The 22,252-nt window shown below is 72.5% G+C and carries 14 protein-coding genes and 1 pseudogene; 10 read left to right on the top strand and 5 right to left on the bottom strand.

Going from position 1 to position 22,252, the window contains the following annotated elements; genetic code table 11:
- The first annotated feature begins 198 nt into the window (after nucleotides 1-198).
- The 3 genes from ORI94_RS27855 (at nucleotide 199) to ORI94_RS27845 (ending at nucleotide 6,489) form a co-directional block, all read left to right on the top strand.
- Nucleotides 199-2,400 carry a trypsin-like serine protease gene (locus ORI94_RS27855; protein WP_266080706.1) on the top strand — a complete coding sequence of 734 codons (2,202 nt, stop codon included), beginning with the start codon at nucleotides 199-201 and terminating at the stop codon, nucleotides 2,398-2,400.
- A 176-nt stretch (nucleotides 2,401-2,576) separates the two neighbouring features.
- Complete coding sequence (locus ORI94_RS27850; protein ID WP_266080704.1) at nucleotides 2,577-5,978, top strand: ALF repeat-containing protein; 3,402 nt, start codon at nucleotides 2,577-2,579, stop codon at nucleotides 5,976-5,978.
- A gap of 133 nt (nucleotides 5,979-6,111) precedes the next feature.
- On the top strand, nucleotides 6,112-6,489 hold the full coding sequence (locus ORI94_RS27845) for a hypothetical protein (RefSeq protein ID WP_266080702.1): 378 nt from the start codon (nucleotides 6,112-6,114) through the stop codon (nucleotides 6,487-6,489).
- Between the two features lie 84 nt (nucleotides 6,490-6,573).
- On the opposite strand, the gene ORI94_RS27840 is transcribed toward ORI94_RS27845, so the two are convergent.
- Together ORI94_RS27840 and ORI94_RS27835 are read right to left on the bottom strand one after the other, a co-directional pair.
- On the bottom strand, nucleotides 6,574-7,347 hold the full coding sequence (locus ORI94_RS27840) for an SDR family NAD(P)-dependent oxidoreductase (RefSeq protein WP_266080700.1): 774 nt from the start codon (nucleotides 7,345-7,347) through the stop codon (nucleotides 6,574-6,576).
- Between the two features lie 165 nt (nucleotides 7,348-7,512).
- Nucleotides 7,513-8,229: an MOSC domain-containing protein gene (locus ORI94_RS27835; protein WP_266080698.1), complete on the bottom strand. Its 717-nt coding sequence runs from the start codon at nucleotides 8,227-8,229 to the stop codon at nucleotides 7,513-7,515.
- Between the two features lie 82 nt (nucleotides 8,230-8,311).
- Here ORI94_RS27835 and ORI94_RS27830 point away from each other — a divergent pair, with 82 nt between their 5' ends.
- Nucleotides 8,312-9,208 (top strand): LysR family transcriptional regulator, encoded by an 897-nt coding sequence (locus ORI94_RS27830; RefSeq protein ID WP_266080696.1) that lies wholly within the window; start codon nucleotides 8,312-8,314, stop codon nucleotides 9,206-9,208.
- 127 nt (nucleotides 9,209-9,335) lie between these two features.
- On the opposite strand, the gene ORI94_RS27825 is transcribed toward ORI94_RS27830, so the two are convergent.
- Complete coding sequence (locus ORI94_RS27825) at nucleotides 9,336-9,731, bottom strand: WhiB family transcriptional regulator (protein WP_266080694.1); 396 nt, start codon at nucleotides 9,729-9,731, stop codon at nucleotides 9,336-9,338.
- A 380-nt stretch (nucleotides 9,732-10,111) separates the two neighbouring features.
- Here ORI94_RS27825 and ORI94_RS27820 point away from each other — a divergent pair, with 380 nt between their 5' ends.
- The 4 genes from ORI94_RS27820 to ORI94_RS27805 all read left to right on the top strand — a co-directional run bounded on the left by ORI94_RS27820 (nucleotide 10,112) and on the right by ORI94_RS27805 (nucleotide 14,885).
- A complete protein-coding gene (locus tag ORI94_RS27820; RefSeq protein ID WP_003948568.1) occupies nucleotides 10,112-10,723 on the top strand; it encodes a response regulator transcription factor in 612 nt (203 codons plus the stop codon).
- Between the two features lie 548 nt (nucleotides 10,724-11,271).
- Entirely contained in the window at nucleotides 11,272-11,859 is a 588-nt protein-coding gene (locus ORI94_RS27815) for a sigma-70 family RNA polymerase sigma factor (protein WP_266080582.1), read from the top strand.
- A gap of 172 nt (nucleotides 11,860-12,031) precedes the next feature.
- Nucleotides 12,032-13,540: an IMP dehydrogenase gene (gene guaB, locus ORI94_RS27810; protein ID WP_266080581.1), complete on the top strand. Its 1,509-nt coding sequence runs from the start codon at nucleotides 12,032-12,034 to the stop codon at nucleotides 13,538-13,540.
- A gap of 220 nt (nucleotides 13,541-13,760) precedes the next feature.
- Nucleotides 13,761-14,885: a GuaB3 family IMP dehydrogenase-related protein gene (locus ORI94_RS27805; RefSeq protein WP_266080580.1), complete on the top strand. Its 1,125-nt coding sequence runs from the start codon at nucleotides 13,761-13,763 to the stop codon at nucleotides 14,883-14,885.
- A 615-nt stretch (nucleotides 14,886-15,500) separates the two neighbouring features.
- Here the strand turns inward: ORI94_RS27805 and ORI94_RS27800 are convergent.
- Nucleotides 15,501-16,709 carry a nucleotide sugar dehydrogenase gene (locus tag ORI94_RS27800; RefSeq protein ID WP_266080579.1) on the bottom strand — a complete coding sequence of 403 codons (1,209 nt, stop codon included), beginning with the start codon at nucleotides 16,707-16,709 and terminating at the stop codon, nucleotides 15,501-15,503.
- Between the two features lie 291 nt (nucleotides 16,710-17,000).
- Between ORI94_RS27800 and ORI94_RS27795 the strand changes: the two genes are divergently transcribed.
- Complete coding sequence (locus ORI94_RS27795) at nucleotides 17,001-18,707, top strand: glycerol-3-phosphate dehydrogenase/oxidase (RefSeq protein ID WP_266080578.1); 1,707 nt, start codon at nucleotides 17,001-17,003, stop codon at nucleotides 18,705-18,707.
- Between the two features lie 110 nt (nucleotides 18,708-18,817).
- On the opposite strand, the pseudogene ORI94_RS27790 reads toward ORI94_RS27795, so the two are convergent.
- Nucleotides 18,818-19,964: pseudogene (locus ORI94_RS27790) on the bottom strand (serine hydrolase domain-containing protein).
- 170 nt (nucleotides 19,965-20,134) lie between these two features.
- Here ORI94_RS27790 and ORI94_RS27785 point away from each other — a divergent pair.
- Nucleotides 20,135-22,252 carry a serine/threonine-protein kinase gene (locus ORI94_RS27785; RefSeq protein WP_266080577.1) on the top strand — a complete coding sequence of 706 codons (2,118 nt, stop codon included), beginning with the start codon at nucleotides 20,135-20,137 and terminating at the stop codon, nucleotides 22,250-22,252.

The raw sequence follows: 22,252 nt of genomic DNA, 5'->3' as shown, positions 1-22,252 counted from the left end.
AGGACGAGGAACACCAGTACGAGGTGGACCCCCACTCCTTCGCCCCCGTGGGTGAGGCCGCCGACCCGGAGGGCCGCCGGCACGTCCTCGTCGAGATCGTCACGTCCAAGTAGCCGCCGCCCGCACCGCTTCCCGGTCCGTGCCCCCACTTCGGGACGCCCGGACCCGGGTCGCCATTCGTCTGTGTGAGGACCTTTCATGCCTGATCTCCGACAACGGGCGGTCGGCCGGACCGCCGCCGTCGCGGCCGCCGCGCTGTCCGCGACACTGCTGGCCCCCGTCTCCGCGCACGCGGTGACGGGTACCGCAGAGAGCGACAACACCCGTGGCTTCACCGCGCGCCTGGACATCGGACAGGGACAGCGGGCCTGCTCCGCCGCGCTCGTCGACCCCGAGTGGCTGCTGACCGCGGTCAGTTGCTTCGCCGAGGACCCGAGCGCCGAGCTCTCCGTGCCCGCGGGCGTGCCCGAGCTGAGAACCACGGCCACCATCGGCCGCACCGACCTGACCACGACCGCCGGACAGGTCCGCCAGGTGGTGGAACTCGTGCCCCGCACGGACCGCGACGTCGTGCTGGCCCGGCTCTCCGACCCGGTGCTGAACGTCCCCCCGGTGCCGCTGTCCGCCGTCGCCCCGTCGGCGGGCGAGGACCTGACGGCGACCGGCTACGGACGCACGACGGACGAGTGGGCGCCGCTCAAGCTGCACTCCGGCACCTTCACCGCCGCGGCCGGCCCCGACGGGGTGGACCTGCCGGTCACCGGACAGGACGGCGCGGCGGTGTGCGCCGGCGACACCGGCGGTCCGCTGCTGCGCACCACCTCCGCCGGCACGGAACTCGTCGGCATCAACAGCCGCTCCTTCCAGGGCGGTTGCTTCGGCGTCGACGAGACGCAGACCAGCACCGACGCGGTCAGCGCCCGGGTGGACGACCTCGCCTCCTGGGTCACCTCGAAGGCCGGGCGGACCCCCTTCGCCGACTTCAACGGCGACGGCGTCGAGGACCTGGCCGTCGGCGACCCGCGGGCCACCGTCGGCGGGGACGCCGACGCCGGTCTGGTACGCGTCGTGTACGGCGGTGACCGAGGCACCGACGAGATCAGCCAGGACGTCTCCTTCGTGCCCGGCGGCGCCGAGCCGGGGGACCGGTTCGGCGAGGCCCTGGCCGTCGCCGACCACAACCAGGACGGCTACACGGACCTGATCGTCGGCATCCCGTACGAGGACCTGGCCGGCCAGGCCGACACGGGCATGGTCTCGGTCATCCACGGCTCCCGCGACGGACTCGGCAAGGGACCGGCGTCCCTCAACCTCGAACAGGGGCAGGGCAGCGGGGGCATCGGCGGCACGGCCTCCGAGGCCGGCGACCTGATGGGCTTCTCCCTCGCCGCGGGCCGCACCGCCTCCGGCGCCTCCTACCTGGTCATCGGTGTCCCCGGCGAGGACATCGGCAGCGCGGTCGACTGCGGTGCCGCCTTCTACGTACAGGGCGACAGGAGCGTCGCGGTCAACCAGGACAAGGACGAGCTCGCCGGCACGGCGGAGTCGGGCGACCGGTTCGGCCACTCCGTCGCCGCCGACTCCCGCTACGTCGCCATCGGGGTCCCCGGCGAAGCGATCGGCACCCTCGCCGGATCCGGGGGCGTGCACGTCATGAACCACGCCTTCAACGCGGCCGGCGCCGTCACCCAGGCCCACTCCCTCCACCAGGACACCGACGGCGTCTCCGGCGTGGCCGAGGCCGGTGACGAGTTCGGCTCCTCCGTCGCGCTGACCGAGTACCGGCCCGAGGGCGAGAGCACCGCGACGCGGTCGGTCCTCGCCGTCGGCTCCCCCGGTGAGGCGCTGACCGTCGGCACGGCCGGCCGGGACGACGCCGGACGTGTGGTCACCTTCCAGCTCACCCACGCCGGTGGCTGGAGCGAGCTGCAGGACATCCAGCAGGAGAAGGCCGACGTCACCGGTGTCGCCGAGAAGGGCGACCGGTTCGGCGAGAAGGTCGCCGTCGCCAACACCGACCCCAGGGCGGCCGGGTCCGTCACCAGCATGCTGCTGGCCGTCGGCATACCCGGCGAGACGGTGGACGGTGCCACCGGCTCCGGCGCGGTCCAGAAGTTCTCCCTGCTGGGGCTGCCCGGCGACCACGACCGCTGGATCGAGCCCGGCCTCGTCGGCCTGCCCGGGGCCCCCGGAGCGGGTGAACGCCTCGGCACCGCGCTCACCGCCACCGGCACCCGTATCTACCTCGGCATGCCCAACGGCCCCAGCGCCTACGGCGCCGTCCACACCATCCCCTGGACCAACGTCACCGGCGGCCCGGTCCAGGACGCCGTCACCCACCAGCCCGGACAGGGCGGCCTGCCCGCCGCGGGCAAGGCGTTCGGCACCACCGTGCAGTAGCCGCACGGCCGGGCCGGCTGCCGCACGGCCGGCCCGGAGCCGTACCGGCGCTCCCGCGCCGTTCTTCCGGCTCCCGGCGCCCGGGGCCTCCCCGGGCGCCGGGAGCCGGGGGGTGAAGCACACCACCGTCCTCCGTACCGAACCCTTCGTCGTCCGAAGCGAAAGGACCCAAGGCCGTGCCACCGACTCTGTGGAGCAGACGCCGCCTCCTCACCACCCTGTCCGCGCTGGTCGCCGCGCCCGCGCTGCCCGGTGCCCTGACTCTCGCCTCCGCTCCCGCGTACGCGGCGGACGGCGTGCCCGAGCTGCCCGACCGGCTGCCGGACACCGACCGGGGACAGGTCGTGTGGGCCTACCGGACCGGTGGCCGTGCCGTACGCGAGGCCGCCGTCGCGGCCCTGACCGGCGGCGACGCCCGGATCAGCGAGTTCCTGACCGGCGAACTGCCCGTGGCCCGGGCCGACGACAACCGCTTCGCCATCTTCCGGAGCCTCGCCTGGGCCGGGCAGTCCGTACAGGAAGGCGCGCAGCAGGCCCTGGCCGGGGGTGACGAGGCGGTCGCCGCGTACCTCAAGGACGGCTACCGGGCGCCGCTCCTCACCGACCTGCGGGTCGAGGTCTTCCGGGTCATGAACAACGGGGGCCCGGGGGTGCAGCGGGAGGCTGCCGCGGCTCTGGAGAAGGACACCCGGGAAGCGCTGCAGACCTTCCTCGACGAGACCCGGTTCACCGCGCGGGACGAGGACGAGCGGGTCGAGGTCTTCACCCTCCTGGCCAAGGCGTCCCCGGAGGTGAAGAAGTACGCCGAACGGGCCCTCGAGGACGGCTCGCCGAAGGCCATCCACTGGTTCCTCACCACCGGACAGCACATCGCGCGCGCCCGTGACGAGGAAACCGCCACCATCGACCAGCTCGTGGCGATCGTCGAACGGGAGGGCAAGCGGGCCAAGTCCAAGACGGACAAGGCCGTCACCGCGTCCAACCAGGCCAAGGAGGCCGCGGCCAAGGCGAAGGAGGCGGCCCTCACGGCGGCCGCCGAGGCGAAGGCCGCGCAGAACGACGTCCGCAAGTCGGCGAAGGCCGCGGACAACGCGGCCGACGCCGCGCGCGGCGCGGCCCGTGCGGCGCAGACCGCGATCAGCGCCTCCCGGGCCGCGCAGGCCGCCTCGCAGCGGGCGGCGTGGGCGGCCCAGGCCGCCGCGGCCGCGGCGGCGCAGGCCGGCCGTGCGGCTTCACGTGCCTACAACGCCGCCATCGCCGCCTCGGGTGACGCGTCCAAGGCGTCCGCGGCGCGCGCCGCCGCCGAAGGCGCCCGCGACGCGGCCGCCAAGGCACGCACCGCCGCGGCCGCGGCACGCCAGGCCTCCGTCGCCTCCGAGCAGGCCGCCTCCGCCGGTTCCGCGGCCGCCTCCGCCGCGAACAACGCCGCCGCCGCGGCCACCGCGTCCGCCGAGGCGGCCGACGCCGCCGGCGTCGCCACGGACCAGGCCCGCCGGGCCCGTGCCGCCGCCGAGGACGCCAGGGCACAGGCGGCCCGTGCCACCAGCGCGGCGAGCGTCTCCCAGCGTCTGGCGGGCCGGGCCGCCGCGGCCGCGGCCGAGGCGCACCGGGCCGCGAACTCCGCGGCCGACCACGCCGACAGGGCGGCCGCAGCGGCCGAGGAAGCCGCCGAACACGCCGGGGAGGCCGTCGAGTACGCCAAGCGGTCCAAGGCGTACGCCGAGGCCGCGGTGGAGGCGGCCACGACCGCCGCCGACGCGGTCAAGGAGGCGCAGGAGGTGGAGACCGCGGCCCGTGAGGCGGAGGCCGACCGCATCCTGCAGGACACCGAGATCGGCATCATCGCGGCCCGGCTCAAGGCCGCCGAGGAGCAGGAGGCCCTGGAGCGGATCACCGAACAGCGTTCCCAGAGCGACCAGCTGACCCAGGAGATCAACGAGCTCGTCGAGCAGGCGGAGAGCGCGTTCGCCGCCGGGGACGAGGCGGCGGCGGTGGGCTTCGGCCGCAGGGCCGCGGTCAAGCTCCTCGACAGCCACGGCACCTGGACGCGTGAGGCAGCCGAGTTCGCCCTCGCCGGCGGCGACTACGAGGTGCTCAACTGGATCGACGCCGACCGCATCGGGGCACAGCAGCAGGACGACCGCGAGACCGTGCTGGCCGTCGCCGAGGTGGCCGCCCCGGATGTCGCACAAGCCGCTCAGCAGGCCTTGGAGAGCGACGACGCGAACGCCCCGCGGGCCTTCCTCGAACACGGGATGACGCAGGCGGCCGCCACCGAGAACCGCGTCACCATCTTCAGGATCCTCGGACAGGAGCCCGGTCCGGCGGTCAAGGCCAAGGCGGAGGCAGCCCTTTCCGACGGCAGTGCCGAAGCGTTGTTCCGCTTCCTGAGCGCCGAGTACGCCGAGGCGACCAAGGAGGACGACAGCGTCGAGATCTTCAGGCTCCTCAACGGGGGAGGGGCCTACCTCCGGTCGGCCGCGAAGGTGGTGCTGGAGGGGTCCGCCCTGATGCGGCGGTCGTTCCTCGCACACGACCAGTACAACGTCGCCCGCCTCGACCACGACACCGATGCCCACGTCGCCGCGATACGGGCCGCCATCGCACACGCCGCCCACGTCGCACAGAAGGCCCTGGAGGACGCCGCCCGCGCTTCCAAGGCGGCGGCGGAGGCGCGGGACGCGGCCGAAGAGGCCTCCGACTGGGCGGCCAAGGCCCGGGACTACGCCGACGACGCAGCCCGCGCGGCCACACGGGCCCGTGACAACGCCACCGCGGCCGACGCCTCCGCCGCCAAGGCCGCCGCCTCGGCGGAGCAGGCCACGAAAGCGGCGTCCGTGGCACGCTCCGCGTCCCGCGCGGCCAACTACTCCGCGAACCAGGCCTACGCCTCGGCGACCCAGGCCCAGGCCTCGGCCGTCTCGGCGGCCCGGTCCGCGGCACAGGCACGCGCCGCGGCGGCCCAGGCCGGCCAGGACGCGCGGGCCGCGGCAGCGGCGGCCAGCGAGGCGCACCGCACCGCCCAGCGCAAGCGGCAGCAGGAGATCGCCGCCGCGGCGGCCGAAGCGGCACGCAAGGCCAGGGAGAACAGGGAGAACGGCACCAACCCGGCCGACACCCCCGACAGCGACAGCAACGACGCGAAGAAGGAAGCCGAGTTCCTCGGCATCAGCGCGGACGACTGGACCACCTGGTCCGGCCGCGTCAGCACGGTGGCCGGGACGATCTCCGCGGTCGCCGGCGGCGCGGCGATCGTCGCCGCGCTCATCCCCGGTGGCCAGCCCGTCGCCGCGGTCCTCGGCGGGGTCTCCCTCGTCGCGGGAGGCGTGTCCCTGGTGGCCGGCGGCATCAACGTCATCGCGACAGGGTTCTCCGCGGGCTGGTGGGGCGACGACTTCAACAAGTCCCTGGGCACGTTCGCCCTGAGCGCCATGTTCTTCGGCAAGGGGCGCGCCGTCAGCTGGGCCTCCAAGAAGGTACCGGGCCTCTCCGGGATCGCGGACGAGGTCGGCACCAAGCTGTCCGGGTTCCTGGAGGACACCAGCACGGCCGCCATCGGATGGCTCAACTGGAGCTGAACGCGAGCAACTCCGGGAAGCAGCTCCGGGAAGCACCGTCAGCTGTGAGGGTGTGAGAGAGAGCCGGCCGGGTGGGTGGCACCGTGCGAGCGTGCCGCCCACCCGGCGTCACGGAAAGAGAGGGACGGAAGAAGTGGACGCAGGGTACTTGTCGGTGACGCAGTGGTGGTTCGTCGCCCTCGTCGTCTCAGCGCTTTTCCCCGCAGCGTTCTACTACTGCCTCAGGAGCAGGAAGGGCGCGCTGTATTCCCTGGTGGGCCCCGCGATCGGAGCTCTTTCCGTCCTGGGGTACAGCGGGATGCGAGGGCACGCGGAGGAAGAGGCCCTGGTCATGTTCTCCGTCTCCCTTCTCTCCGTGGCCCTCCTGATCGTCGCCGTCAGACCGGAGGTGCTGAGGTACGCCGAGAGGGCCCGGCGGGGGGAGGAGTACGAGGTCCCGAAGTGGAAGGTCAACCTCTACGCGGTGCTGACCCTGTCGTTCGCCGTCGGCCTGCTGTTCCTGCTGCTGTAGGGGCGGCCGCGCGCCGCGATCACGCGGGGCAGGGCCCGAAGGCCCTGCCGCCCCCTCGGACCGGGGCAGAGGACGGTCCCGCCGTCACCGCGGTCCGTACTTCCGCCCCGACCGCGAGGTGAGCCCGCCCAGCATGCCCCGCGGTACCAGCTTCGCCGCCCCCATCAGTGCCTTGTAGCGCGGGTCCGGGATCGACACCGTCCTGCCGCGGGCCAGGTCGGCGAGGGCGGCCTCGGCCACCTTGTCCGCGTCCAGCCACATCCAGTTCGGGATGTTGTCCGTCCCCATCCCCGCACGCTCGTGGAACTCCGTGCGTACGAACCCGGGGCACAGCGCCATCAGGCGGACGCCGTTGCCCGCCAGGTCCTGCGCCGCGCCCTGGGTGAACTGCACGACCCACGCCTTGGACGCCCCGTAGGTCCCGCGCGGCACGAACGCCGCGGTCGAGGCGACGTTCACCACACCCCCGCGCCCGCGCTCCCGCATCGCCTCCACCGCAGCCGTCGTCAGCCGGAGCACTGCCTCGCAGTGCACCTTGAGCATCCTCAGCTCGTCCGCCACGGAGACTTCGAGGTACCGGCCCCTGTTGCCGAAACCCGCGTTGTTGACCAGCAGGTCGACCGGGCTCCTGCGATCGCCCGACCGCTCGGCCACCGCCTCGATGCCCTTGTCCTCGGACAGGTCGGCCGACAGCACCTCCGCCTCGATACCGTGACGGTCGTGAAGCTCGGTCGCCTGTTCCCGGAGCCTGCCGAGGTCGCGGGCCACCAGCACCAGGTCGTGTCCGTCGGCCGCCAGCCGCCGCGCGAACGCGGCACCGATCCCGGCCGTCGATCCCGTAATCAGAGCGGTTGTCATGGCCCAAGACTAGTTACCCGGAGTCCGGGCGTCCGGTCGGCACCGCCGTCCCGGCCGGTGCACTGAAGTCCGGCCGGACCGGTCACCCCCGCGCCCGCCCCTCCATCCGCCCGGCCCTCCTGCCCGGCAGCCGGTGCCGGGCGGCCGGTGCGCGGCGGCTGACCGTCAGAGGCCGCTTCCCGCCGGGTACTTCTCCCCGCGCTTGCCCTCGCCCCCCTCCTCGTACTTCTCCACGTACGTCCGCGCCGTCGCCAGCGCCTCCGGGTGCAGCGCGTCCCCCGCGGCCAGCAGCCGCGGCAACAGGGCCCGCTCGGTCGTCGCCGCCCGGAACTGCAGAGCGACCGTCACCTCGTGATCCGGCCGGTGCACGATCCGTATCGGGTCGCCCGCCCGGATCTCACCGGGCCGGATCACTCGCAGGTACGCGCCCGGTGCGCCGCGCCGCGTGAACCGCTTCACCCAGCCCTTCTCACCCAGATGGCCCTGGAAGGTGCGGCAGGGAATGCGACCCGAGGTGACCTCCAGCACCACCTCGGACCCGATGGCCCACCGTTCGCCGATCCGGGCGCCGGACAGGTCGATCCCCTCCGTGGTGAGGTTCTCGCCGAACGAGCCGTTCGGCAGCGTGCGCCCCAGCACGCCCTCCCACTCGTCGAGGTCCTCGCGGGCCATCGCGTACACCGCTTGGTCGTTGCCCCCGTGGTGCCGTGTCTCGCACACCGAGTCCCCGGCCAGGCCGCTCGCGCCGACCCCCTTCGGCCCCGGCGCCGCCACCCGCACCGGCGCGTCCACCGGCCGCTTGTCGATGCCGGTCACGCCCTCGGGCTGGTCCGTGTACGGCACGGCCTCGGGGCGACCCAGATTCACAGACAGAAGCTTCATGAGGGCGCACCGTAGGCGATGCCGAGTCAAAGCGTCGAGTCGATATTCAGGTACCTGCCCAAGGACGGCTTATCCTCGGAGTGTGATCGAAGCCCGTCATCTCCGAGTGCTGCGCGCCGTGGCCGTCACCGGTTCGTTCTCCGCGGCGGCCAGGGAACTGGGCTGCACCCAGCCCGCCGTCAGCCAGCAGATGAAGGCGCTGGAGGCGTCCGTCGGCACACCGCTGCTCGTCCGCACCGGACGGGAGATGCGCATGACGCAGGCCGGGGAGGCCCTGGTGCGCCATGCCGCCGGGGTCCTCGCCGGACTGACGGCCGCCGAGGAGGAGGTCGCCGCCATCGCCGGGCTGAGGGCGGGGCGGGTACGGCTCGTGTCCTTTCCCAGCGGCAGCTCGACGCTCGTCCCGGCAGCCCTCGCCGCGCTCCGCGACGCCCACCCGGGCACCCGTGTCTCCCTGGAGGAGGCCGAGCCGCCCCGGTCCGTCGAGATGCTGCGCGGGGGCGACTGCGACGTGGCCCTCGCCTTCCGCTACGAAGGGGCGTCGGGCGCCGAGGAGTGGGACGACCTCGTCGTCCGGCCGCTGCTCACCGACCGGCTCGTGGGGCTTGTGCCCGAGCGGCACCCGCTGGCGCACGCGGAGTCCCTGTCCATAGGGGAACTCGCCGGGGAGCCGTGGATCGCCGGCTGTCCGCGTTGCCGGGGGCAGCTGGTCGAGGTGTGCGAGTCGGCCGGCTTCGCTCCGCGCATCGACTTCGCGACCGACGACTACCCGGCGGTCGCGGGACTGGTGGGTGCGGGGCTCGGGGTTGCCGTCCTGCCCCAGCTCGCCGTCGACTCCGTACGGCCCAGGGGAGTACGTACCGTCACCCTGGAGCCCGCGGTGCGGCGGGAGATCGTCGCCCTGACCCTCCCCGACCTGGCCCGGGTGCCCGCGGTCGGCGCGACGCTCGACCAGCTGGCGCGCGCGGGCGGTCGCTAGCCGGCCCTCCGGCCCTCGCGGGTGGCCGACGCACTGCGGTCCCGCCCTGTTCCGTCCGGTTCCGCCCGGGAACCTGCTGCGAAAAACGAAGGGCACCCGTGCGTGCCCGATGTGGAGAAACGTTCCTTCAGGTGTTCGAAGCGGCGTGCTCGCCGGCCGTCGAGGCCGACGCGGAGACCGGCGCCGACACCGTTGGTGACCCGGGTGCCGCCGGCGTCGGTGTCGGCGGGGCCGACACCAGTCGGTGGCGCGCCCGGCCCATCAGCTCTTCGCGCTCGTCCTCGGTCAGGCCGCCCCACACGCCGTACGGCTCGCGTACGGCCAGTGCGTGGGCGGCGCACTCGGCGCGTACCGGGCACCTCATGCAGACCTCCTTGGCCGAGTGCTCACGAGCGCTTCGTGCCGCACCCCGCTCACCCTCGGGGTGGAAGAAGAGCGAGCTGTCCACCCCGCGGCATGCGGCCAGGAGCTGCCAGTCCCACAGGTCCGCGTTCGGTCCTGGAAGGCGGGAGAAATCTGCCATTGCGTGACCCCTTGTAGCCGTTCTGGGCGGATCCGGTGTCCACGACCGTACAACTAAGATCAAAGGAGATGAAAATATGACTCATTGCGAATCTAGTCTCAGACACTGGCGAATGGGAAGAAAAGGGTCCGAACGGGGCACGGCTTGTGAGGAAAGTTCGAGGGTGCGCCGCGCGTGTCTGCACCGTGTCCGTCCCCTCACGTAGAGTGCCGAAGTCGGCAGGCGGCCCCGTAACTCTTTCGGGTGACCGTCGTTGAGAGTGCGAGGCGGTTGAAGGAACAAGCGCTCGGGCAGGTGTCCGAAGCGGTCGACCGCACAGGTGACGATTTCGTACCAGCCTGGAGGCTCAAGGTGACGCGCATCAGCTGCGGAGGGCGGTCATGACTTCCGTCCTCGTCTGCGACGACTCCCCGCTTGCCCGAGAGGCGCTTCGCCGCGCGGTCGCGACCGTGCCCGGCGTCGAGCGCGTGACGACGGCCGCCAACGGCGAGGAAGTGCTCCGCCGCTGGGGGGCCGACCGCTCGGACCTGATTCTGATGGACGTGCGCATGCCCGGCCTGGGCGGTGTCGAGACCGTCCGGCGGCTGCTGTCCGCCGACCCCGGCGCACGGATCATCATGCTCACCGTCGCCGAGGACCTCGACGGTGTGGCACTCGCGGTGGCCGCCGGCGCCCGCGGCTATCTGCACAAGGACGCCTCCCGCGCGGAGCTGCGTGCGACGGTCACGCAGGCCCTCGCCGACCCGACCTGGCGGCTCGCCCCGCGGCGGCTGCGCTCGGCGGAGATGGGCGCCGCGCCCACGCTCACCGCGCGTGAGATCCAGGTCCTCGAGGGCATGAGCCACGGCCGCTCCAACGCCGAGATCGGCCGCGAGCTGTTCCTCTCCGAGGACACCGTCAAGACACACGCCCGGCGGCTCTTCAAGAAGCTCGGCGCGTCGGACCGGGCCCATGCGGTGGCGCTCGGGTTCCGGTGGGGCCTGGTGCGCTAGGCCTGTCCTCCGGACCGGCCTGGAGCGGACCGCGCCGGGACGGGCCGGCTTCGGTGTACGACGTCGAGCGGTGGCCGGGGGTGGGGCATGTGGAAGTGTCCGCCGCCCGGACCGCACCCGCCCGGACCGCACCCGCCCGGACCGCGCAGGCGCGGGCCGCTTCAGTGCGGGAGTGTGCCGGACACGGGCGATGCGCCTGGCGCGGGCTGCCGTCACCCTGCCGGGCGCGGACGCTGCTCCGGCAGGGCGCGCGCCGGCCGGCCCCGGACCGGTCCGGACGACAGGTCCTGCGGGCGTCCGCGCGCATGCCGTCGGCAGAGGCGTGAAACGCCTGGTCCGCCAGGGTGTCGAAGCCGGTTGCCGAGCGCCCTGTGCTTGTTTCGCCGCGGATGACGCATCCTTGAGGTGTGGAGTTCCTCGGGCACAAGTCGGTCGAGCGGAAGGGGAGGGCGCAGGCGATGAGTTCCGGCGCACCTGCTCATAACGCTTCGGTGCACAACAAGGGGCGGGGCGCCGCGGAGCCGACGCCCGCAAGGCACCATGGACCGATGCGCGACGACGAGGCGGGCACGGCCCACGGGGCGATCGGTGCGCTCGTCCACCGCGCCGTCGACGGAGACGAGCAGGCCACGCACGATCTGCTCGCCCACGTCCACCCCCTGGCACTGCGGTACTGCCGCACCAGGCTGTCCCGGCTCCCGGGTGACGCCCGGCACTTCGTCGAGGACCTCGCCCAGGAGGTGTGCGTAGCGGTGCTCCTGGCACTGCCCCGCTACCGGGACACCGGCCGCCCCTTCGAGGCGTTCGTCTTCGCCATCGCCGCACACAAGGTCGCCGACCTGCAGCGGGCCGCCATGCGCCACCCCGGGCTGACGGCCGTGCCCTCCGACGAGATGCCCGAGCGTCCCGACGACTCCCTCGGCCCGGAGGAGCGCGCTCTGCTCAGCAGCGACGCCGAGTGGGCCAAGAAACTGATGGCCAACCTGCCCGAGAACCAGCGCGAGCTGCTTCTGCTGCGGATCGCCGTGGGCCTCACGGCGGAGGAGACCGGCCAGATGTTGGGAATGTCACCCGGTGCCGTCCGGGTCGCCCAGCACCGCGCCCTGAGCCGGCTGCGCGCGCTGGCGGAGCAGTAGGCGCCGCCGAAACCGACCGCCGCCCGGCCGCCCCCGGGGCGCTGAACGGGCTCGCGGCCGATTCCGTACAAACGCACAAGGACCGGAGCCCCGTGGAACCATGGAATGAGACGGGTCTCCTGCCCGTTAGCATGGACATCCGCACCGATCAAGGCCATTTGGGGAAGGTGTCATGACTGCGAACGTCGACGGAGTGCCCGGTAAATTCGCGACACTCGGGCTGACCTACGACGACGTGCTGCTGTTGCCGGGCGCGTCGGACATGGCGCCCGACGAGATCGACACCGCCTCGTACGTCTCCAGGAACGTGCGGGTCAACGTCCCGCTGCTGTCCGCCGCCATGGACAAGGTGACCGAATCGCGCATGGCGATCGCGATGGCCCGCCAGGGCGGCGTCGGTGTCCTGCACCGCAACCTGTCCATCGAGGACCAGGCCAACCAGGTCGACCTGGTGAAGCGTTCCGAGTCGGGCATGGTCACCGACCCGATCACCATTCACCCGGACGCCACCCTCGCCGAGGCCGACGCCCTGTGCGGCAAGTTCCGCATCAGCGGCGTCCCGGTGACCGACGGCAACAAGAAGCTGCTCGGCATCGTCACCAACCGCGACATGACCTTCGAGACCGACCGCTCACAGCGGGTGCGCGACGTCATGACGCCGATGCCCCTGGTCACCGGCAAGGTAGGCATCTCGGGTGCGGAGGCCGTACAGCTGCTGCGCCGCCACAAGATCGAGAAGCTTCCGCTGGTCGACGACCACGGCGTCCTCAAGGGCCTGATCACGGTCAAGGACTTCGTGAAGGCCGAGCAGTACCCGAACGCCGCCAAGGACGGCGAGGGCCGGCTGCTGGTCGGCGCCGCGGTCGGCGTCGCGGGCGACGCCTTCGAGCGCGCCCAGGCGCTGATCGAGGCGGGCGCCGACTTCATCGTCGTCGACACCGCGCACGGCCACTCCCGCCTCGTCGGCGACATGGTCGCCAAGATCAAGTCGAACTCCACCGGCGTCGACGTCATCGGCGGCAACATCGCCACGCGTGACGGCGCGAAGGCCCTGGTCGACGCGGGCTGCGACGGCATCAAGGTCGGCGTGGGCCCCGGCTCCATCTGCACCACCCGTGTCGTCGCGGGCGTGGGCGTGCCGCAGGTCACCGCGATCTACGAGGCCGCACTCGCCGCCAAGGAGGCCGGTGTCCCGGTCATCGGCGACGGCGGCCTGCAGTACTCCGGCGACATCGCCAAGGCCCTGGTCGCGGGCGCCGACACGGTGATGCTGGGTTCGCTGCTCGCGGGCTGCGCGGAGTCGCCGGGCGAGCTGCTGTTCATCAACGGCAAGCAGTTCAAGTCGTACCGCGGCATGGGATCGCTCGGCGCGATGCAGACCCGCGGCGACCGCAGGTCGTTCTCCAAGGACCGCTACTTCCAGGAGGGCGTCGCCTCCGACGAGCAGCTCGTCCCCGAGGGCATCGAGGGCCAGGTGCCCTACCGCGGCCCGCTCTCCTCGGTGGTCCACCAGCTGGTCGGCGGTCTGCGCCAGTCGATGTTCTACGTCGGCGGCCGGACCGTGCCCGACCTGCAGGCGAACGGCCGGTTCGTGCGGATCACCTCCGCGGGGCTCAAGGAGAGCCACCCGCACGACATCCAGATGACCGTCGAAGCACCCAACTACAGCAGCAAGCGCTGACAGCACCGCAGCCGCAGCCGCAGCCGCCGACGGCCCGCGCAGGCGCGTGACGCACGGGCGGGCGACGGCTCGTTCCAGTCGTCCGAGGGCGGTCCGGGAGAGATCCGGGCCGCCCTCGCGTTGTTCGTCCGGGGGAATGCGGAGTGACGCGGGTCGATGCGGGGCGTGACGGTCGGGGATACTGGAAGGCGCTGCAACGCATCAGGGAAAGGCCACAGACGTGACTGAGATCGAGATCGGGCGCGGCAAGCGCGGCCGCCGGGCGTACGCCTTCGACGACATCGCCGTCGTCCCCAGCCGCCGTACGCGGGACCCGAAGGAGGTCTCGATCGCCTGGCAGATCGACGCCTACCGTTTTGAGCTGCCGTTCCTGGCCGCCCCCATGGACTCGGTGGTCTCGCCGGCCACGGCGATCCGTATCGGTGAGCTCGGCGGCCTCGGCGTGCTGAACCTCGAAGGACTGTGGACGCGCTACGAGGATCCGCAGCCGCTGCTCGACGAGATCGCCGCGCTGGACGCCGAGACGGCCACGCGCCGCTTCCAGGAGATCTACGCCTCCCCCATCAAGGAAGAGCTGATCAGGCAGCGCATCAAGGAGGTGCGCGACTCGGGGGTGGTCACCGCGGCCGCGCTCTCCCCGCAGCGCACCGCGCAGTTCTCCAAGGCCGTCGTCGACGCCGGGGTGGACATCTTCGTGATCCGCGGGACGACCGTCTCGGCGGAGCACGTCTCCGGCTCGCACGAGCCGCTCAACCTGAAGCAGTTCATCTACGAACTCGACGTCCCGGTGATCGTCGGCGGCTGCGCCACCTACACCGCGGCCCTGCACCTGATGCGCACCGGCGCGGCCGGCGTCCTGGTGGGCTTCGGCGGCGGCGCCGCGCACACCACCCGCAACGTGCTCGGCATCCAGGTCCCCATGGCGACCGCGGTCGCCGACGTGGCGGCCGCCCGCCGCGACTACATGGACGAGTCCGGCGGCCGGTACGTGCACGTGATCGCGGACGGCGGCGTCGGCTGGTCGGGCGACCTGCCCAAGGCCATCGCCTGCGGCGCCGACGCGGTGATGATGGGCTCCCCGCTCGCGCGCGCCACCGACGGTCCCGGCAAGGGCAACCACTGGGGCATGGAGGCGGTGAACGAGGAGCTGCCGCGCGGCAAGAAGGTCGACCTCGGCACCGTCGGCACGATAGAGGAGATCCTCACCGGTCCGTCGCACACGCCCGACGGCTCGATGAACCTCTTCGGCGCCCTGCGCCGCGCCATGTCCACCACCGGGTACAGCGACCTGAAGGAGTTCCAGCGCGTCGAGGTGACGGTGGCGGACTCGCAGCACCGGCGTTGACGTGATGCCGCGCCCGCACGGAGCGCGGCGCGCACGACGCCCTTGAGAGTCTTGAGAGTGAGGACGGGGCCCGGTCATCCGTAAGAGGTGGCCGGGCCCCGTCGCATGTCCACGAGGGTGGCGCCGTGGTGAGGGGGCGTGTGGGGCGCGAGGAGGGCGCGCGGTCGCCTTCGGTGCGAATGCCGGGAGACGGGCCGATTCGGGACGGTGATGTCCGTGTCCGGTGGCCCGGTTCTCTGGGACGCCCCCTTCCAGGGACACGATCCGGACCCCGCCCTTCGGGGCCCGCCCCGATTCCGAACGGACCGCCCTACCGGGCTGACGGGCGGCCTCGTGGAAGGGGGCGTGCCCATGGGGCGCCACCGCAAGCCCGCCCGCTGGGACCGGATCCGTCTGTGGACGGTGAAGTGCAGGGGGAGGTGGATTCTGCGGGTTCTTGGTTGGTGAGCGGCCACCCCCACGGGAAATAGGGGTGGACACTCCGTGATCCATCCGGAGCCTGCCGCGGTGCCCTCTGCGGTGGGCCCCGCCTGAATCCCAAAATACCCGCGCAGGGTGCCGTCCACCACCAGCTCCTGGAGCACGGGACGCCGCGGGCGCCCCCTCTCGCCCCTCTCACAACCGGTGCGCCGCACCCGTCGGAGTGGCCCCGCGGGTGTCCAGCAGCAGCTGCGCCTTCACGGACAGGCCCTGGAGGTCGTACGTGCGGTGCTGCTGGAGCAGGATCGTCAGGTCGGCGTCGGCGGCGGCCTCGTACAGGGAGTCGGCGCGGGGGAGGGGGCGGTCGAGCACGCTCCAGGACGGCACGTGCGGGTCGTGGTAGCTGACGGAGGCACCCAGCTCCATCAGCCGCATCGCGATCTCCCGGGCGGGGCTGCCCTGCTGGTCGGCGAGGTCGGCCTTGTAGGTGACGCCGAGGAGGAGCACGCGTGCTCCGCGGGCGGACTTGCCGTGCTCGTTGAGGAGCGCGGCGGCGCGCTGGACGACGTAGTGGGGCATCCTGCCGTTGACCTGCTGGGCGAGTTCCGCCATCCGCAGGGTGCGGCCCGTGTGGGCGGTGAGGTCCTGGGCGAGGGCGTGGCCGCCGACGCCGGGGCCGGGGCGGAAGGAGTGGAAGCCGAAGGGCTTGGTCTCCGCGCAGCGGATGACGTCCCACAGGTCGACACCCAGGTCGTGGCAGAGCACGGCCATCTCGTTGACGAGGGCGGTGTTCACGTGCCGGAAGTTGGTTTCCAGCAACTGCACGGTCTCCGCCTCCCGCAGTCCGCGCGCGCGGACGACCTTGTCGGTGAGCCTCCCGTAGAACGCGGCGGCCGATTCGGTGCAGGCCGGGGTGAGACCGCCGATGACCTTCGGGGTGTTGGCGGGGGTGAAGTCGCGGTTGCCCGGGTCGACGCGGCTGGGGGAGTAGGCGAGGTGGAAGCCGTGACCCGCGCGGAGGCCGGACCCGGATTCGAGCAGGGGGCGGAGGAAGTCCTCGGTTGTTCCGGGAGGTACCGGGGACTCGAGGATCACCGTGGTGTGCGGGCGCAGCCGCGCGGCCAGGGTGCGGGCGGCCGCTTCCACCGGGCCGAGATCCAGCCCGCCTTCCGCACCGCGCGGGACCGGTGCGCAGACGACGGCGGTACGCACCCGGCCGAGCTCGGCGGGACCGGTGATCACGCGGAACCCCCGGGCGGTCATGCGGCGCAGCTCGGCGGGGCTGAGGGAGGCCGCCTCCGGGCCGGTCCGGTAGCCGATGGTGGGGATGCCGGCGGCGACGGCGGCCTGGGCCAGGGGCAGGCCGTACGGGCCGAGTCCGATGACGGCGAGATCTGCGGGCATGGCGTGGGCCGTCCTTCCCAGTAACCGAAGCGGGACAGGCGCGCAAGCCCGGTGGACAGAACGAGCGAGCGCAATGTCAGACTAGGAGTAAATATGACCGATATGCCGTATTGATCGGCCGAGTTTCGCCGGGTTTCGCCGGTTTCCGTCGAGTCGCGGCGGGGGTCGTCCACAGGGCGGGGCGCGTGGTGGCTGGAACCGGGCAACGCGGCGAGAATCTGGGCATGAGGGAGGGGGACCGGGCTTCGCCCGACGGGTGCGGCCGATGCGACCGACGAGCGGGAGGCAGCGGTGAGGACAGCGACACTGGGACCGGCGGAGCGCGCCGAGTCACTCGCGTCCATGGCGGAGCGTGAACTGGACGTACTGGTGGTGGGCGGCGGCGTGGTCGGCGCCGGCACCGTGCTGGACGCCGTGACACGCGGCCTGTCCACAGGACTGGTCGAGGCGCGCGACTGGGCGTCGGGCACGTCCAGCAGGTCCAGCAAACTGATCCACGGCGGCCTGCGCTACCTGGAGATGCTCGACTTCGCCCTCGTGCGGGAGGCGTTGAAGGAGCGCGGCCTGCTGCTGGAGAAGCTCGCCCCGCACCTGGTGAAGCCGGTGCCGTTCCTCTACCCGCTGCGGCACAAGGGCTGGGAGCGGCTGTACGCCGGGGCGGGCGTCGCGCTCTACGACACCATGTCGATGGCCCCCGGACACGGACGGGGTCTGCCCGTGCACCGGCACCTGAGCCGCCGTCACGCACTGCGCGTGGCACCGTGCCTGAAGAAGGACGCCCTGGTCGGGGCGCTCCAGTACTACGACGCCCAGATGGACGACGCCCGGTTCGTGGCGACGCTGGTGCGCACCGCGGCGGCGTACGGCGCGAAGGTCGCCAACCGCGCACGGGTCACCGGATTCCTGCGCGAGGGCGAACGGGTCGTCGGCGCCCGGGTGCAGGACGTCGAGGGCGGCGGGGAGTACGAAGTCCGCGCCAAGCAGGTGGTCAATGCCACCGGTGTGTGGACCGACGACACCCAGGCGATGGTGGGTGAGCGGGGCCAGTTCCACGTACGGGCCTCCAAGGGCATCCACCTGGTCGTCCCCAAGGACCGCATCCACTCCACCACCGGGCTCATCCTGCGCACGGAGAAGTCCGTGCTGTTCGTCATCCCCTGGGGCCGGCACTGGATCGTCGGGACCACGGACACCGGCTGGGACCTCGACAAGGCGCATCCGGCCGCGTCCAGCGCGGACATCGACTACCTGCTCGAGCATGTGAACTCGGTCCTCGCGGTCCCGCTCACCAGGGACGACGTACAGGGCGTGTACGCAGGCCTGCGGCCACTGCTCGCCGGTGAGTCCGACGCGACCAGCAAGCTGTCGCGCGAGCACACCGTGGCCCATCCCGTGCCCGGACTCGTGGTGGTCGCGGGCGGCAAGTACACGACCTACCGGGTGATGGCCAAGGACGCGGTGGACGAGGCCGTGCACGGGCTCGACGTGCGGGTCGCCGCCTGCGTCACCGAGGACACCCCGCTGGTCGGCGCCGAGGGATACCGGGCGCTGTGGAACGCGCGGGCACGGATCGCCGCACGCACGGGACTGCACGTGGTGCGGGTCGAGCACCTGCTGAACCGGTACGGGTCGCTGGCCGAAGAGGTCCTGGAACTCATCGCGGAGGACCCCTCACTGGGCGAACCGCTGCAGGCGGCCGACGACTACCTGCGCGCCGAGATCACCTACGCCGCCTCGCACGAGGGGGCAGGACACCTGGACGACGTCCTGACCCGGCGGACCCGCATCTCCATAGAGACGTTCGACCGGGGCGCGCGCAGCGCCCGGGAGGCCGCCGAGCTGATGGCACCCGTGCTGGGCTGGGACAAGGACCGGATCGAGCGCGAGGTGCAGCACTACGAGAAGCGGGTGGAGGCCGAACGGGAGTCGCAGCGGCAGCCGGACGACCTGACGGCGGACGCGGCCCGGCTGGGGGCGCCGGACATCGTTCCGTTGTAGTGGTAGGGGAAAGGCCGTCGGCCGGGGGCAGGACGGGATCGGCCTCGGACCCCGGAGTGCGAGTTCCGGAGCCGGGGTCCCGAGTCCCAGCCCCAGTCCCGGGATCACGTTCACTCGAACGAGTGTCGTGAACGGGGATCTCCGTTCGGAACCCGGCCGTTCCACCGGGTGCGAGGGCAGAACTCGGCCGCGAGTACCGCGGGTTCGAGGCCGGGGTCCGCTACCGCGTCCGTGTTCACCCGGAAGGTGAGGACGTGCCGGCCGCCGACGGCAGCTGCGCTGCGCACGCAGCTGCCGGTCATGTGTCCGTTGTGTCCCCGCACGGTGGTGCCGCACGGAAGTTCCACGGGGTACAGGCCCATGCCGTACGAGCCGTGTGGGGCACGGGTGTCGAGCATCTCGCGCAGCAGGCGCGGGGCAGCAGTCCACCGCCCGGCAGGCCCGCGTGGAAGCGGCCCAGGCCGGCGAGCGTGGTCACCAGCCCGCCCGCGGCGCCGGTCCCCCGCGGGTCGAGTGCGGTGACACCGGTTCCGCCGGTGGTGGAGGCGCGGTTGTGCGAGGAGGGCAGGGAGGAGCGGGAGCCGGGGAAGGAGGTGCCCGTCAGACGCGGCGGGGCGATGATGCGCCGCTCGGCCTCGGCAGCGTACGAGGGGCCGGTGACGTGTTCGACGACCAGGCCGAGCAGGACGTAGTCGGTGTTGGAGCAGGAGCAGGAGCAGGAGCAGGAGCAGGAGCAGGAGCAGGAGCAGGAGCAGGAGCAGGAGCAGCGGCCGAGGTCGGCCGGGGAGCGGGCGAGCGCGATACGCAGTGCCTGACGGGGAGTCACGGGGACCGTGCCGCAGGTCTCCTCGGCGAAGTCGTACAGACCGCTGGTGTGGTTGAGCAGGGAACACAGGGTCAGCGCACGGCCGTCGTGGCCCGCTCCCCGCACCACTCCCGGCAGATGTTTCTCACGGTGTCGGACAGCGACAGGCGGTGCTCGTCCGCGAGTTGCAGCACGAGCGTCGCGATGAACGTCTTCGTGATGCCGTCGGCGCGGAAGTGGCCGGTCCGGCCCATGCCCTCACCGGCCTGGGCGCAGCGCGGGCCGGATTCCTGCACGGCCAGCAGGGCCGCCTCCGGGGCCCCGCCCTGCGTGACCAGCAGCGGGAGGAGCACGTCAGCGGGACGGGCGGCCAGGCCCGAGGAGACCGTCGGCGCCAGGGCGAGCGTGGCCACGGACACGGCGATGGCCAGGAGCGTCCGAGGCGGCGGCATCCGGTTCCTCTCTTGTCTGAGGGGCATCATGCAGGGCCGCCGAGTACGGCCTTCCCCCGGGTTCCGGGTGCGCCGGGCGCGAGGTGGGGCCTGGGGCACCCTGGGCGTGGAGCACTTGTCGGGTGAGGGACAATGAAGGCTCTGTCGGGGCGGGTTGCATGAGGGGACGCATGTCGGAGCCGGAGCGGGCGGGGACAACCCGTCAGGACGAGAGCGCACGTCTGCTCGCCGGGCGGTACCGGCTGGGAGATGTGCTCGGTCGCGGCGGCATGGGGACGGTGTGGCGCGCCGAGGACGAGACCCTGGGGCGGACCGTCGCCGTCAAGGAGCTTCGGTTCCCGTCGAGCATCGACGAGGAGGAGAAGCGGCGGCTCATCACACGGACGCTGCGCGAGGCCAAGGCGATCGCGCGCATCCGTAACAACAGCGCCGTGACGGTCTTCGACGTGGTCCAGGAGGACGACCGGCCCTGGATCGTGATGGAACTCGTCGAGGGCAAGTCGCTCGCCGAGGCCATCCGGGAGGACGGCCTGCTGGAACCCCGGCGTGCCGCCGAGGTCGGGCTCGCGGTGCTCGACGTGCTGCGTTCCGCACACCGTGAGGGCATCCTGCACCGGGACGTGAAGCCCTCGAACGTGCTGATCGCCGAGGACGGCCGGGTCGTGCTCACCGACTTCGGCATCGCCCAGGTCGAGGGCGACCCGTCCATCACCTCGACCGGCATGCTGGTCGGCGCCCCCTCGTACATCTCCCCGGAACGGGCCCGCGGGCACAAGCCGGGGCCGGCGGCCGACCTGTGGTCGCTCGGCGGGCTGCTGTACGCGGCGGTGGAGGGCACGCCGCCGTACGACAAGGGGTCCGCGATCGCGACGCTCACGGCGGTGATGACCGAGCCGCTCGAGGAGCCCAGGAACGCGGGACCGCTCAGGGACGTCATCCACGGGCTGCTCACCAAGGACCCGGCCCAGCGGCTCGACGACGCCACTGCGCGGGCCATGCTGAACGCGGTGATCAACGCGCCCGAGACCAAGGGCGCCGACGCGGAACCGGCGGACGCGACGAAGGTCGTGCCACTGCCCGAGCAGCCCGGCGGGCGGGGCGGGGGCAGGCGGGGCGGCGAGGAGGCCGGGGAACGGCTGCGCGGCGCGATGCGTTCCGTGCGGAAGGCCGCGACGTCGGCGGGGGCGGCCGGTTCGGCGGCTGCGACGCGCGCCAAGTCCGGTAGCCGTGAAGCCGGTTCGACGGGCGCCAGGACCACCTCGGGGAACCCGGCCGACCCGGCGGCTCCGGCCACCGCGCCGACCACACCCCGGGCTGGAACCGGGGCCGGAAAGGGGAAGGGGAACGGGGTGCGGCCGGGTGGTCCGGCGGCGAACCGCGGGACCGGTTCGGTGCGTGGCTCGGCACCCGGCTCGGCTTCCGGGGCGGCGACGAACCCGGCTTCGGGTGCCCGGAATTCCGGGTGGCCGGTGATGACGCCGCCGGACCTGCCGGCGCGGCCCGCGCCGAAGGCGTCGCTCACCGATGTGGTGCCGCGGCGGACGCTGGTCCTCATCGCGGTGGTCGTGGTGCTCGCCGTGATCGGTACCGTGCTGGCCCTGACGCTCGGCGGCGACGACGAGGGCGGCGCGGCGGCGAAGGACGGCTCGGAGCAGGTTGCCTCCGGCCAGGCGCCCGGCGCCGAGACCAAGAAGGACGACGGTTTTGAGGGCGGCGCGGACGGCGGCACCCGAACCGAAGACGAGGCAGCCGAATCGCAGGACACGGGTACAGGAGCCGGGTCCGGCGACGCCGAAGCCGGCACCGGGACGGGCGACAGCGGGCCGGACGACTCGGCCGCGACCGACGGGGACGCCTCGGTGGTGGCGACGCACAACGGGACCCAGGGGTACACGATCGGTCTGCCCGAGGGCTGGAAGTACCGGTCGACGGACAGCGCCGGGGACCGCTTCACCGGGCCCGACGGACAGAAGCTGCTCATCGCCTGGACGTCCACGCCGAAGGACGACCCGGTGGCCGACTGGAAGAACCAGGAACGCGGCATGGTGCGTTCGCAGTACAAGAGGATCCGGATAGAGGCGGTGGACTACCGGGGGTGGAACACCGCCGACTGGGAGTTCACCTACGTGGACGGCGGTACGAAGTACCGGACCATCGACCGGGGGTTCGTCGTGGACGGCCGGGTCGGGTATGCGCTGATGTACACGGCGAAGGCCGACGGCTGGAGCGGTGAGCAGCGCAAGGAGACCTGGAAGGCGCTGACGCAGTCCTTCGAACCCACGTCCTGA

This window comes from Streptomyces sp. NEAU-W12, assembly GCF_026242095.1.
Classification (GTDB): Bacteria; Actinomycetota; Actinomycetes; order Streptomycetales; family Streptomycetaceae; genus Streptomyces.
This window is presented reverse-complemented; position numbering and strand designations above follow the sequence as displayed.

Bases quoted from the DNA above. Each gene is read 5' to 3' on its own strand.
- ORI94_RS27855 (WP_266080706.1), top strand. From the start codon at position 199: ATGCCTGATCTCCGACAACGGGCGGTCGGCCGGACCGCCGCCGTCGCG.
- ORI94_RS27840 (WP_266080700.1), bottom strand. From the start codon at position 7,347: ATGACAACCGCTCTGATTACGGGATCGACGGCCGGGATCGGTGCCGCG.
- ORI94_RS27835 (WP_266080698.1), bottom strand. From the start codon at position 8,229: ATGAAGCTTCTGTCTGTGAATCTGGGTCGCCCCGAGGCCGTGCCGTAC.
- ORI94_RS27825 (WP_266080694.1), bottom strand. From the start codon at position 9,731: ATGGCAGATTTCTCCCGCCTTCCAGGACCGAACGCGGACCTGTGGGAC.
- ORI94_RS27820 (WP_003948568.1), top strand. From the start codon at position 10,112: ATGACTTCCGTCCTCGTCTGCGACGACTCCCCGCTTGCCCGAGAGGCG.
- ORI94_RS27815 (WP_266080582.1), top strand. From the start codon at position 11,272: ATGCGCGACGACGAGGCGGGCACGGCCCACGGGGCGATCGGTGCGCTC.
- guaB (WP_266080581.1), top strand. From the start codon at position 12,032: ATGACTGCGAACGTCGACGGAGTGCCCGGTAAATTCGCGACACTCGGG.
- ORI94_RS27800 (WP_266080579.1), bottom strand. From the start codon at position 16,709: ATGCCCGCAGATCTCGCCGTCATCGGACTCGGCCCGTACGGCCTGCCC.
- ORI94_RS27785 (WP_266080577.1), top strand. From the start codon at position 20,135: ATGTCGGAGCCGGAGCGGGCGGGGACAACCCGTCAGGACGAGAGCGCA.